The 12,502-nt window shown below is 58.5% G+C and carries 13 protein-coding genes and 1 riboswitch; of the genes, 3 read left to right on the top strand and 10 right to left on the bottom strand.

Annotation, left to right across the window (positions count from 1 at the left end; all coding sequences use genetic code 11):
• Positions 1-36 precede the first annotated feature (36 nt).
• The 8 genes from trmB to miaB form a co-directional block, all read right to left on the bottom strand.
• On the bottom strand, positions 37-747 hold the full coding sequence (trmB, locus tag GOV79_RS14745; RefSeq protein WP_170790349.1) for a tRNA (guanine(46)-N(7))-methyltransferase TrmB: 711 nt from the start codon (positions 745-747) through the stop codon (positions 37-39).
• Between the two features lie 125 nt (positions 748-872).
• Complete coding sequence (metK, locus tag GOV79_RS14740) at positions 873-2,054, bottom strand: methionine adenosyltransferase (RefSeq protein ID WP_170782922.1); 1,182 nt, start codon at positions 2,052-2,054, stop codon at positions 873-875.
• Between the two features lie 5 nt (positions 2,055-2,059).
• Positions 2,060-2,108, bottom strand: a riboswitch (SAM-SAH riboswitch).
• A 42-nt stretch (positions 2,109-2,150) separates the two neighbouring features.
• Positions 2,151-3,647 carry an apolipoprotein N-acyltransferase gene (lnt, locus tag GOV79_RS14735; RefSeq protein ID WP_170790348.1) on the bottom strand — a complete coding sequence of 499 codons (1,497 nt, stop codon included), beginning with the start codon at positions 3,645-3,647 and terminating at the stop codon, positions 2,151-2,153.
• The gene (locus tag GOV79_RS14730) at positions 3,644-4,531 is read right to left on the bottom strand and encodes a hemolysin family protein (protein WP_170769909.1); all 888 of its coding nucleotides are present in this window, start codon (positions 4,529-4,531) and stop codon (positions 3,644-3,646) included. The genes lnt and GOV79_RS14730 overlap by 4 nt, the downstream gene beginning before the upstream one ends.
• Before the next feature lie 36 nt (positions 4,532-4,567).
• The gene (gene ybeY, locus GOV79_RS14725; RefSeq protein WP_170790347.1) at positions 4,568-5,062 is read right to left on the bottom strand and encodes an rRNA maturation RNase YbeY; all 495 of its coding nucleotides are present in this window, start codon (positions 5,060-5,062) and stop codon (positions 4,568-4,570) included.
• 38 nt (positions 5,063-5,100) lie between these two features.
• Positions 5,101-6,123, bottom strand: coding sequence for a PhoH family protein (locus GOV79_RS14720; protein WP_170790346.1), 1,023 nt, complete (start codon positions 6,121-6,123; stop codon positions 5,101-5,103).
• A gap of 156 nt (positions 6,124-6,279) precedes the next feature.
• Positions 6,280-7,011: an outer membrane protein gene (locus GOV79_RS14715; RefSeq protein WP_237218030.1), complete on the bottom strand. Its 732-nt coding sequence runs from the start codon at positions 7,009-7,011 to the stop codon at positions 6,280-6,282.
• Positions 7,012-7,229: 218 nt separating this feature from the next.
• Complete coding sequence (gene miaB / locus GOV79_RS14710; protein WP_170769906.1) at positions 7,230-8,549, bottom strand: tRNA (N6-isopentenyl adenosine(37)-C2)-methylthiotransferase MiaB; 1,320 nt, start codon at positions 8,547-8,549, stop codon at positions 7,230-7,232.
• A gap of 120 nt (positions 8,550-8,669) precedes the next feature.
• Here miaB and GOV79_RS14705 point away from each other — a divergent pair, with 120 nt between their 5' ends.
• The gene (locus GOV79_RS14705) at positions 8,670-9,533 is read left to right on the top strand and encodes a glycosyltransferase family protein (protein WP_170790500.1); all 864 of its coding nucleotides are present in this window, start codon (positions 8,670-8,672) and stop codon (positions 9,531-9,533) included.
• A 68-nt stretch (positions 9,534-9,601) separates the two neighbouring features.
• On the opposite strand, the gene GOV79_RS14700 is transcribed toward GOV79_RS14705, so the two are convergent.
• The gene (locus tag GOV79_RS14700) at positions 9,602-10,399 is read right to left on the bottom strand and encodes a phytanoyl-CoA dioxygenase family protein (RefSeq protein WP_170790345.1); all 798 of its coding nucleotides are present in this window, start codon (positions 10,397-10,399) and stop codon (positions 9,602-9,604) included.
• Positions 10,400-10,485: 86 nt separating this feature from the next.
• Between GOV79_RS14700 and GOV79_RS14695 the strand changes: the two genes are divergently transcribed.
• A complete protein-coding gene (locus GOV79_RS14695; protein WP_170790344.1) occupies positions 10,486-11,376 on the top strand; it encodes a LysR family transcriptional regulator in 891 nt (296 codons plus the stop codon).
• 2 nt (positions 11,377-11,378) lie between these two features.
• Here GOV79_RS14695 and irrA read toward each other — a convergent pair whose 3' ends face one another.
• Entirely contained in the window at positions 11,379-11,795 is a 417-nt protein-coding gene (gene irrA, locus GOV79_RS14690; RefSeq protein WP_170769903.1) for an iron response transcriptional regulator IrrA, read from the bottom strand.
• Positions 11,796-11,983: 188 nt separating this feature from the next.
• Between irrA and fabA the strand changes: the two genes are divergently transcribed.
• Entirely contained in the window at positions 11,984-12,493 is a 510-nt protein-coding gene (fabA, locus tag GOV79_RS14685) for a bifunctional 3-hydroxydecanoyl-ACP dehydratase/trans-2-decenoyl-ACP isomerase (RefSeq protein ID WP_170326986.1), read from the top strand.
• Positions 12,494-12,502 lie beyond the last annotated feature (9 nt).

Raw genomic sequence — 12,502 nt, 5'->3', positions numbered from 1 at the left:
CGATTAGCGAATTGAGGCCAGATGGTCCAGCGGCAATCAGTCCTTGCGGCGGAAGGTCAGGTAGTGCGGCGTGCGCCCTTCGCGCAGAGCTTTCTGTTCATAGCGGGTGGAAATCCAGTCGTCCCACGGTTCGCGCCAATCAGAGGGGCGCTCCGCCAGCCATTCGAACCCCGCGCGCGGCACTTCCTCGAGCGTTTGGCGGACATAGTCGGGAATGTCCGTCGCCACGCGAAAGATCGAACCCGGTTTCAGCGCCCGCGCCAGCGGCTCCAGGTGCTCCGGTGTCACAAAGCGGCGGCGATGGTGCCGCGTCTTGGGCCACGGATCGGGATAGAGCAGGAACGCGCGGGAAATGCTGGCCTCGGGCAGCACATCGAACAGATCACGCGCATCGCCGGGATGGACGGCGAGGTTCTCAACCCCCGCCTGCCGGATTTTACCCAACAACATGGCGACGCCGTTAATGTAAGGTTCGGCCCCTATGATGCCGATGTCAGGATTGCGCGCAGCCTGATGCACCAGGTGCTCACCACCACCAAAGCCGACCTCAAGCCAGACGTCGCGACCGTCAAACAGCTCCTGCAAGTCCAGCGGCTTGCGTTCAGGGTTGCTCTCCCAATCGACCGCACCCGGGGACAGCGCATCAAGGTCTTCGCTTAGATAGGTCTTCTGGCTTTGCTTCAGGGTTTTGCCTTTGAAGCGGCCATAAAAGTTCCGGCGGGGGCGTTGGGGGATCTCGGTGCTCATGGGCCGAGCCCATACTGTGCCGAAACCACGGACGCAAGAGGGCGACCGGTCCACTAAACAGACCTGCCGCCCCCAAAAAGCACCAGAATAGAGCGCGCCCGAATGGGCGCACCTTTGGTCTAAGATCAGACCGCCGCTTTCAGCGCGTCCGCCAGATCAGTGCTTTCCCAGCTGAAGCCGCCATCGGCATCGGGTTCGCGGCCGAAGTGGCCGTAGGCTGCAGTGCGCTGGTAGATAGGCTTGTTCAGTTGCAGATGCTCGCGGATGCCGCGCGGGGTCAGGTCCATTACCTGGCCCACGGCTTTTTCGATCGCTGCATCTGCGATCTGGCCCGTGCCATGCGTATCCGCGTAGATCGATAGAGGCTTGGACACGCCAATCGCATAGCTGAGCTGGATCGTGCAACGCTCAGCCATACCGGCAGCCACTACATTCTTTGCCAGATAGCGTGCGGCATAGGCGGCCGAACGATCCACTTTGGTCGGGTCTTTACCCGAGAACGCGCCACCACCGTGAGGTGCTGCACCCCCATAGGTGTCCACGATGATCTTGCGACCAGTCAGGCCAGCATCGCCATCGGGGCCGCCGATCACAAATTTGCCGGTCGGGTTTACGTGCCATTCGGTCTCGGCCGACAGCCAACCTTCGGGAAGAGTCTCGCGGATATAAGGCTCGACTATGGCGCGGATGTCATCCGAGCTCAGCGCCGCGTCCAGATGCTGGGTCGACAGCACGATCGAGCTGACACCGACAGGTTTTCCGTCACGGTAGACAACCGAAAGCTGCGACTTGGCATCGGGGCCCAGCGCAGGCTCGGAGCCGTTTTTGCGCACTTCAGCCAACCGACGCAGGATCGCGTGGGAATACTGGATCGGAGCCGGCATCAACGCAGGCGTTTCGGTCGTGGCATAGCCGAACATGATCCCCTGATCGCCTGCCCCTTCGTCCTTGTCATCGGCGGCATCGACACCCTGCGCGATATGGGCGGATTGTTCGTGCAGCAGGTTCGTCACTTCGACGGTTTCGTGGTGGAACTTGTCCTGCTCGTAGCCGATATCCTTGATACAGGCGCGCGCGATGTCGTCGATATGCGCCATGTAGTCGTGCAACTTGTCCTGATCCGACAGGCCAACTTCGCCACCGATGACAACCCGGTTGGTGGTGGCAAACGTCTCGCACGCTACGCGTGCTTCGGGTTCTTCGTTCAAAAAGGCATCAAGTACAGCATCGGAAATACGGTCGCAGACCTTATCCGGGTGCCCTTCGGACACGGATTCCGAAGTGAAAGTATAGTTCTGTCGGGACATGAATGTGCTCCATTAAGATTTCCCCATCACGCCAGGAAGCCGTTGTGACGGGCATGCGAGGGGATACGCCCGCACAAAGCCGGGGTCAATCGGTATTTATGCGTCTACCCGCCGGGCGTTGCGCCAAAGCAGCGCGGTCAGGCCGAATAGCACAAAAAAGACCGGATAGTCGCCGATCCGCGCATACAGTGTCCGAGCCAGCGGGGCAGGCAAAAGCGCGTCGATAAACCCCGCCTCTCCAAGTGGCAGTGCCTTGGTGATCCGCCCCAAAGGGTCGATCATCGCCGAGACACCAGTATTGGCGGCGCGCATCATTGGCAGGCCCTGTTCAACCGCGCGCATTTGGGCTTGGGCGAGGTGCTGATACGGCCCGGACCGAGTGCCAAACCAAGCATCATTGGTGATCTGCATCAGAAAATCCGCGCGCCCCGGTGCCGACAAGACATCTTGCGTGAACACCGCCTCATAGCAGATCAACGGCAGGGCCAGCCCCAGCTTTCCCGCCTCGATCAGCTCAGCGCCCGGACCGGCGCTGAAGCCGTTGCCCGTGGTCGTGGCCATGCCGTGAATGCCGAACCGGGCCATCACGTCCCCAAACGGAACGTATTCGCCAAACGGGGCCAGATGGTGCTTGTCATACAGGCCCTGCTGCTGCCCATCTTCATTCAGGTAGATCATCGAGTTGTAGATCCGGGGCCCATCCCCCCGTTGAATGCCCAGAAAAACCGGCGTTCCCTGCGCGGCTTCGGCAATCGCGTCCAGATGAGGCTGCGCGCTACCCAGCCAAGCGGGAACCGAGGTTTCCGGCCACACGATCAGGTCCGGGCGTGGCTGCTGCGCCGAAAATTCAATCTGGCGGGCAAAGAAAAGCGGAGCATAGTCTGGGTCCCATTTCTGGTGCTGCGGCGCGTTCGGCTGGATCAGACGGACGATGTGTTCGGTATTGGTAACGTCCGGGCGCATCGCGGCGTATCCTAAACCCAGACCTACAAAACCAACCGACAGACACAAAGGCAGGAAAATCCCCTTGCGCCGCGACAGCGCCGCGCCCAGCGGCAGAGTAGCCAGCAAGGTCAACGCCCCCAACCCATAGGGCCCGGTCAGAGCAAGAACCTGCGCCACGGGTGTGTCCACCCAGACCTGCGCCAACCCGGCCCACGGAAACCCGGTCAGCACATAGCCACGCCCCGCTTCTGCCAGCGCGATGATCAGAGCGAGCAAAACAGTTTGCCCCACCCCCGATGCGCCGGGTTTTCGTGCCACCCAAAATGCCAGAGCCCAGAACAGGGCAAGCCCTCCGGCCATAAACGCCAGCGCAAAAGGCGCCATCCATCCGTAGCGCGGCGCGTCGACCAGAAATGGCTCAACGATCCAGCTTAGGGCATGGGCGAAATAGCCCGTCGCGAAGGCCCAACCGATCCTGGCCGCCTGCCCCCGGCTTTTGCTGGACAGGTAAACCGGGGCCAGCAGCGTCAGCGCGATAACCGTCGCCCACCAATACCCGAACGGAGCAAGGCCAAAGGCGGCCACGCCACCAAGCACTGCGGCAGACAGGAAGATTAGCCAGAATGGCCAGCCCCCCACAGGGGTCATGCAACAAGATCCGGCAACATTACGCGCAGGCGCTTGATACGACGCGGGTCAGCGTCAATCACTTCGAATTCGGGACCTTCGGGATGCAAAACAACCTCGCCGCGCGCAGGCACGCGGCCGGACAGCATAAAGACCAACCCGCCCAGCGTGTCGATCTCTTCCTCGTCCACATCCTCGTGGCTGGTCAGAGACCTTCCAATCTCGGCCTCGAACTCCTCGACTGGGACACGGGCTTGAACGACATAGCAGCCAGGCTTTTCCTGCACCCATAACTGACTTTCGTCAGCATCATGCTCATCTGCAATCTCACCCACAACCTGCTCAATCAGGTCTTCGATGGTCAGCAACCCGTCAACACCACCATATTCGTCGATCACCAAGGCCATATGTCTACGTTCTGTCTGCATCTTGGTCAGCAGAACCCCAATTGGCATCGAGGGCGGAACAAACAGCAAAGTCCGTAACATCGAGACCAGATCGAATTCGGATGATGTTCCGTTGAACCCATGGGTCAGCGCGAAATCCTTAAGGTGCACGAAGCCCAAAGGCGTATCCAGTGTCCCTTCATAAACAGGTATCCGCGACAGACCGCTTTCGCGAAACACCTGCGCAAGCTCGTCTTTGGAGATGGTCGAAGGAACTGACACGATTTCTGCCGTGGGAATGGCCACATCTTCAACCCGCATCCGGCGCAGGTTGATCATGCCGCGTGGCTGTGTCGCCTCAGTGTCATGACCATTCATCGCAGTGGCCTCCCCCTCGGTCGGGGTTGAGAACGCATCTACTATTCGCGAGAAAAACCCTGTCTTCTCTTTGCTGTTTTCGCCGCTGTTCTGCGGTTGCGCGCTTTGCGCCGCCATAGAACTGCCGTCTGTTTCGCCCATTATCCTAGTCCAAATGATCGGCCTGACTGGCCCGTATTAAATTATATATGGGTTATCAATACCCATTTTGCCAAGTATCTCGACCTCAAGCCCCTCCATCAAAGTGGCGTCGGGGTCACGAATGTGATCATAGCCCAGCAGATGTAACAATCCGTGAATGATCAGATGCGTCACGTGATCGTCCATGGGTTTGCCTGCCTCGGCAGCCTCGCGGGTGCAGGTATCGAAGGAAATGGCGATATCCCCAAGAGCGATTTCACCGGTAAAATCGGGCTGCGGATGGTCAGGGATATCGCCTGCGGCCTCGGGCGACAGATCCTCGGCGGGCCAACTCAGCACGTTGGTCGGGCTGGGTTTTTCCCGAAACTCGGCGTTCAGCGCGGCAATGTGGGCATCATCGCAGGCCAGAACACTGACTTCACACAGCTCTGCATCCAGATCAAAACGATGGAACACCGCCTGAGCGGCACGGTCTACCAATGCTTCCAGACCTCTCCAACGGGGGTCTTCGACCGTCAGTTCAATAGCCATGTCAATTCGCCCAATACCCGGTATCCGCGGCGCGGGCCTTATCCGGTTTCACGCCCCGCGTCGGCCTCATACGCCTCAATAATGGCGGCGACAAGCGGGTGGCGGACCACATCTTTGGAAGTGAAGTAGTTGAAGCTGATATTCGGGATCGTTTTCAACAAACGTTCCGCATCTGCCAGCCCCGATTGCACCCCGCGCGGCAGATCGACCTGCGAGCGGTCACCGGTGATCACCATCCGGCTACCTTCACCCAGACGGGTCAGGAACATCTTCATCTGCATGGTCGTGGCGTTTTGCGCCTCATCAAGCACCACGAAGGCATTCGCAAGGGTACGCCCCCGCATGAAGGCCAGCGGCGCGATTTCGATCCGCTTTTCCTCGATCAGCTTGGCCAGTTGCTTGCCGGGCAAAAAGTCGTTCAACGCATCATAGAGCGGCTGCATGTAGGGATCGACCTTGTCCTTCATATCGCCGGGCAGGTATCCCAGCTTCTCGCCCGCCTCGACCGCCGGACGGCTGAGGATGATGCGATCCACATGCCCACCGATGAACATCGACACACCAACAGCAACGGCAAGATAGGTTTTACCCGTGCCTGCCGGCCCGATTCCAAAGGCTAGTTCATTGTTGAACAGCGACTGCACATAGGCTTTCTGCGCATCCGTGCGGGGCTCGACCAGTTTCTTGCGAGTCTTGATCTCGACCGTGCCGCCCTTGAACATCTCAAGCTGATCGCCGTCGCGGCTGCCGGTTCCGGTCTCGGACCCGCCCATGCGCAACTCACGATCCACATCTGCGGCTTCAACCTCGCGCCCGCCTTCCAGACGCGTGTAAAGCGCCTGGAGCACCTCAATCGCCTGTTTCTGGGCTTCCTCGTCACCCATGACGACAAGCTGATTGCCACGGCGCACGATCTGCACCGATAGCTTGTTTTCGATGTCGGTCAGATTGCGGTCATATTCGCCGCAAAGGTCAATCAACAACCGGTTGTCTGGAAATTCAACAAACGCCTCACGCTGGGGCATTTCATCTTGCGGTGGGGTCAGGGCACCGATGGCCAATCCGTTCTCCTGTCTTGGCGTTTCACCCTGAGCGTGACAACAATTGCCGGTAGGTGCAAGCCACAGATTCAAATTTTCCGGATCAGATGACAATTCCGCCGATTGTTTGTGATTTCAGCCAATCATCCCGGTATTCGACAGAGCACCCTCTGCAAATCAGAACGTATAAGTCAGGCCAAACCGAAGACTGCGATACTCCGGCGTGGAACGGGTCGAGAATCCGTTACCAAATTCGATATCCTCACCCTGAAACTGAACATATTCATATTCGCCGGTAATTGACCAATCGTCGTTCAGGTAATGCTCAGCCCCAATACTCAGCGAGAATCCATCCCGGCTGTCACTCTCCTGAAATGACTGTGTCGTTGCGCCGGTGGTAATGCTGTTTGTCGTTTCGATGTCGCCGCGCACATAGCCAGCGGACACAAAATAAAGGATGGAGCCGCTTTTGTTTGTCAGGCCATTGCGGAAGCGGATGGACAACACGTCCGACACTTCGGACCCGCCGGTGACTGTCGTTCCACTGATCAGCGCGGTTGTTTCATCGTCAATCGAGCCGAACTCATACCCGATTTCAAGGCCGTAAACATAGTCGCCCCCGCCTTTGGCCGGAAGAACACCGCGCCATCCAGCCCGAACACCACCGAATGACCCGTTCAAGTCCAATTCGCCAATGGGAAACGTGCCGCCTGGTGTGGCCAAACCGAACTGATCCGTTCCGCCACTTGCGTATCCCGCCGTCAATCCCAGATAGAAAGCGCTAACGTCGCGATCAACCCGCTGCGGATCCAATACCGGAGGGTCTGACAAGGCGGCATCGGTATTGCCCGCAATCGCTGCCCCTGAGAGCCCCAAAAGCGAAACCATCACCGCCAAAACAAACTGCAAACAAAGCTTTGTTTTATTTCTTTCGACTACCACTCGCACCCTCCAAGGCCCAGACACTTTGCCCGCGTCAGTACACAACCCGAAAATTCAGAGGCTACAAATGTCGTAGGTCCCTAAAAAATCTGGCTTTTCTCGGAGCATAGAACGAAGCGATAAATCAAGCGTTAATTTTCAGTTCAAATTGACCCTTGGCGTTTTCATCACAGATAGCGCGCGTGTCAGACAAGCTCACCCGCCAGCGAATTCGCGCCCGACGAGGTGATGCGTACGTCTCGCAACTCTCCGATGGCCAAATCCGCGTCGGCCACGTGAACCGAATGAAGATACTCGGATTTTCCGACCATCTGCCCCGGTAGACGACCCGGCTTTTCAAACAAAACACGCACGTTTCGGCCCACCATCGCATCCTGAATTTCGCGTTGATGCCGGGTTATCACGGCCTGCAGGCGCTGTAGGCGGTCATCCGCCACCTCAGGATCAACCTGAGACCGCTCGGCTGCAGGCGTTCCCGGACGGGTCGAATATTTGAACGAATACGCGTATCCGTATCTGACTTGCTCAACCAAATCCAATGTCGCCTGAAAATCCGCATCGGTTTCCTCGGGGAAGCCCACGATGAAGTCGCCTGACATCATGATATCCGGCCGTGCCTCGCGAATACGTTCGATCAGACGCAAATAGCTGTCTGCCGTATGGCTGCGGTTCATCCGCTTCAGAATTCGATCCGAGCCCGACTGAACCGGCAGATGCAAATAGGGCATCAGCTTGTCGCAGGTTCCGTGCGCCTCGATCAGGTCATCGGCCATGTCGTTGGGGTGCGACGTGGTGAACCGGATACGCTCCAGCCCGTCAACCTTGTTCAACTCCCAGATCAGCCCGGCCAGCGTCATGTCACCGTTAGGTCCGGCCCCGTGATAGGCGTTGACGTTCTGACCCAGCAAAGTGATCTCACGCACGCCGCGTTCGACCAGATCCTGCGCCTCACGGATGATGCGATCCGCCGGGCGGCTAACCTCGGCCCCGCGGGTATAGGGCACAACGCAGAAGGCACAGAACTTGTCGCAGCCTTCCTGAACGGTCAAAAACGCCGTCGGGCCACGCTTGGCTTTGGGCCGGTTCTTGAGCTTTTCGAACTTGTCTTCCTCGGGGAAGTCGGTGTCCAGCGCCTTGGCGCCCTCGCGGGTCTTGGCCTCCATCTCGGGCAGACGGTGGTAGCTTTGCGGCCCCACCACCAGATCGACCAGAGGCTGACGACGCATGATCTCTTCACCCTCGGCCTGTGCAACACAACCGGCCACACCGATCTTCAAATCGGGCTTTTCCGCTTTCAGCCCTTTGAAGCGACCCAACTCGGAATAGACCTTCTCAGCCGCCTTTTCGCGGATATGGCAGGTATTCAGCAGAATCATATCCGCGTCATCGGGGCTTTGGGTTTCCACATATCCCTGACCGCCCAGCGTTTCGGCCATACGCTCGCTGTCATAGACGTTCATCTGGCAACCATAGGTCTTGATGTACAGCTTTTTGGGTTCCGACATGGGTAAGGCCTTTGCGTTCGCGGGATCGGCGTCGTCTATACCTTACGAACGCCGCTTGCAATGCCCGCGCGATTACCCGATTTTGGCCCGAAACGCCAGCAAGACGAGCGCGAACAGGCCATGCAATACGACTCGGTGAATTCCTTTCTGCGATCTGGTATGCCCACGCTGTCAAAAGGCCCAATTGCTCTGATCTTTGCCGAGGATGAGGTCGAGGTCGAAAGCACGATCCGTCACCACCTGAACCTCGGCTTCGCTGCGCTGGTAGCCTTCATGCCCACCGAATTCACTTTGTCCGACGATCTGGCCGAGCGCATACACCGTGTCACTTTGACCTGCGCCCCGCGCACAGTCGTCTTCGACACGATCAATACTATGATCGCATCGGCCCCGACGCGTTGGATGTATTATTGCTACAACGCCGAATACCTGTTCTTCCCCTTCTGCGAGACCCGCACCATCGGCGAGATGCTGGCCTTTCACACCGAAGAACGCCGTGATGCAATGTTGACCCACGTGGTCGACCTCTATGCTGACGATCTGGCGGCTTTCCCCAACGGGGTTGCTCCGGATCGCGCGATGCTGGACCGAAGCGGGTACTACGCACACAACCGCCACACGCCCGACGGCCACCCGGTTGAACGGCAGTTGGACATGTCAGGGGGGCTGCGCTGGCGGTTTGAAGATCACATTCCTTATGAACGCCGCCGCATCGACCGGATTGGTCTGTTCAAATCCCGCAAGGGCCTGACGCTCCGGTCAGATCACACGTTCAACACACAGGAATACAACACCTATTCCTGCCCCTGGCATCATAACCTGACGGCTGCGATCTGTTCCTTCCGTGCGGCAAAGGCTCTGAAATCAAACGCAGGATCGACCTTTGAAATCCCAAGTTTTCAATGGCGCAACTCGGTCGCGTTCGAATGGACCTCAAACCAGTTGCTGGACCTGGGCCTGATCGAACCGGGACAATGGTTCTGATCCGCCCTTCATCTGGCCAAAAATATCCCGGGGGAGGTGCGGCCCCGCCGCGCCGGGGGCAGAGCCCCCTATCGCGGCCACACCATCGGAAACCAATCCTCGCGCAGGCGCTGCCCCGGCACCATGTCATGGCCCGGAAACGGGGGTGAGGTGCGGCCGGGTCGCTCCACATAGCGCGCATCATCCCCCACCAACCGCAACGAAAACGCGCGGCGGCGGCTGTCCGAGTGATTCCCGCGTGCGCCGTGCAATGTGCGATAGTTGAAAGCTACCGCGTCGCCCGGCTGCATTTCGAATTCGACCACATTCATCCCTTCGGTGTCCGGGTCAGGTACAGGGATGTACTGGCCCTCATCCGCAAAGAACCCCTCCTCAGACACCCAGCGGGTCGGCAATACCTCTTTCTCCCACCGATGCGATCCGGCCACGCAGCGCAAGGTTGCCTGTGTCACCGAGTCCAGCGGGGACCAAAAGCTGATCGTCTGCCGACCCTCGACAAAGTAATACGGCCCATCCTGATGCCAGGGCGTCGCCATCGAGGTCCCCGGCTCTTTCACCAGCACATGATCGTGAAACATTTGCACGGTCTGCGATTGCATAAGATCCGCCGCGACCTCGGCCGCCGGAGAGTTGTGGACTACGTCCTGAAACTGCTCGATTCGCGACCAGTTGCAGTAGTCGTCAAAGAACAGTCCCGTTTCGCCCTGTTTCTTGTTGTCCGAGGCATATGGACCGGGATCCGCCATATTCGCTGCTACTCCGTCGCGCAGGCGATCAACGTAGTCGGCAAACAGCCCCTTGATCAGCACGACGCCGTCACGCTGATAAGTGTCGATCATGTCTTGCGTCACAAGGGAGTGGGTCATGTTCGTCTCCGAGCCGGTTGTGCGATGATCTGCGCATGGCATTGCACTCTGTTCAAGTCATATCTTTTGAAGGTAGATATAAAATCATGTTATATCTTTCTCTACGACAGTACGAATATGTCTGCGCCATCGGTCGACATGGGGGCCTGTCGGCGGCAGCGCAGTACCTGAATGTGTCGCAACCCGCCCTGTCCAACGCCCTGACACGGGTCGAAGAACAAGTGGGCCACCCACTATTCACCCGCAAACGCGGCGCAGCCATGAGCCTGACGCCGCAAGGGCGCAGGTTCATCGAACAGGCCGAGGCCCTGCTGGCCCGCGCAGCTCAACTGGAAAACGCATCCGCCGAGGGACCTGCGGCGGCGCGCCTGCGCTTGGGATGTTTCGAAGATCTTGCGCCGTTCCTGCTGGCGCGTTCTTTGCGCCTGTTGCGCAGGGAACTCCCAGATGTCGCTGTGACCTACCGCGTGGCGGATTTTCAGGGCCTAGTTTCGGGCCTGGTTCAGGGGGAAATCGACTTGGCATTCACCTACGGCCTGACTTTGGATGCTGGCTTCTCGACGACGCAGTTGTTTGCAAATTCCCCGAACGCAGTGATGTCTCCGGATCACCCGCTTGCGGGGCGGGAACACGTCTCGTTAAGTGACGTGGCCGCCTATCCCTTGATCCTGTCGGATGAAGGGCTTTCGGCACAACATTTTCTCAATCTCTTCCGCTCAGCCGGACAGACCCCAAAGGTTGCTCACCGGGCAGCATCGCTAGAAATTCAACGCAGCTTTGCGGCGCATGAAGAAGGGGTTGCGATGACTTATGCCAACATCCCAGCCCCGCTCAGCTACGACGGAACGCCGCTGGTCAGCCTGCCCGTCACTGACCAGATCGCGCGCGAGCCGGTTGTGCTGGCGCGGCACGGTACGGGACCGCTGGATGCGCTTACCGAACGGGCGCAACAGGTCCTGGCTGAATTATCGACGTAAGGTTATTTCTTCCGCAGACGGATCACCACATCGACCGACGCGATTTCGACCCCCTCAGGCGCGTCAGGCAGGCGCTGAATCACCAACTGGTCCGACGGCGCATCGCTCAGGCGGCCTTCGTCTTCCCAGAAGAAATGCGGATGGTCATGGGTGTTGGTGTCGAAATAGCTTTTCGAACCGTCCACGGTGATTTCCTGCAACACCCCGGCCTCGCAGAACGCGCGCAGCGTGTTGTAGACCGTCGCCAAAGACACAGCATCGCCGTTCTTTTTGGCCGATTCAAACAGGCTTTCCGCGGTGACATGACGATGATTTCCGTCACCCACCAAAAGCTCCGCCAGGGCCACGCGCTGACGTGTCGGGCGCAATCCGGCGTGAACCAACCAATTAGTGGCTATGCTCTGGCTTTCTGGTGTCATGAATCCGATACCGATTTGTTGCTTGTGTATATATAAGTGCTGAGGCCTAGGAATTTCAAATGAAATTCATTCGCAAGAACAGACGGAACTGGTCATGATGTATGTCACCGCTCTTGCAGGACCTTGCATACGGGTGCTAGACGAGGCCAGATTAGATAAACGGACCCCTGGCAGGAGAGGCGGCAAGAATGGCCCAATTCCCGAGCAGCTTTGACAAGGATGATCTGCTGAAATGCGCCCGTGGCGAATTATTCGGCCCCGGTAACGCGCAGTTGCCCGCCCCGCCGATGCTGATGATGGACCGGATTACCGATATCTCAGCCGATGGTGGAGCCCATGGAAAAGGTCATGTTTTGGCGGAATTCGACATTACTCCGGACCTGTGGTTCTTTGACTGCCACTTCCCCGGCAACCCGATTATGCCCGGTTGTCTGGGGCTGGATGGCCTGTGGCAGCTGACCGGCTTTAACCTGGGCTGGCGCGGCTGGCAGGGGCGTGGCATGGCTGTTGGCGTGGGCGAGGTCAAGCTGACCGGCATGGTCCGCCCCGACCGCAAGATGCTGACTTACAAAATTGATTTCAAAAAAGCGATCCAGACGCGCCGCCTGACCATGGGTGTGGCGGATGGTATCGTCGAAGCGGACGGTGAAATGATTTACGACGTCAAGGACATGAAAGTCGTCCTGTCCGAAGCCTGAGCCTGATCG

This window comes from Ruegeria lacuscaerulensis, from assembly GCF_013034745.1.
Taxonomy (GTDB): domain Bacteria; phylum Pseudomonadota; class Alphaproteobacteria; order Rhodobacterales; family Rhodobacteraceae; genus Ruegeria; species Ruegeria lacuscaerulensis_B.
This window is presented reverse-complemented; position numbering and strand designations above follow the sequence as displayed.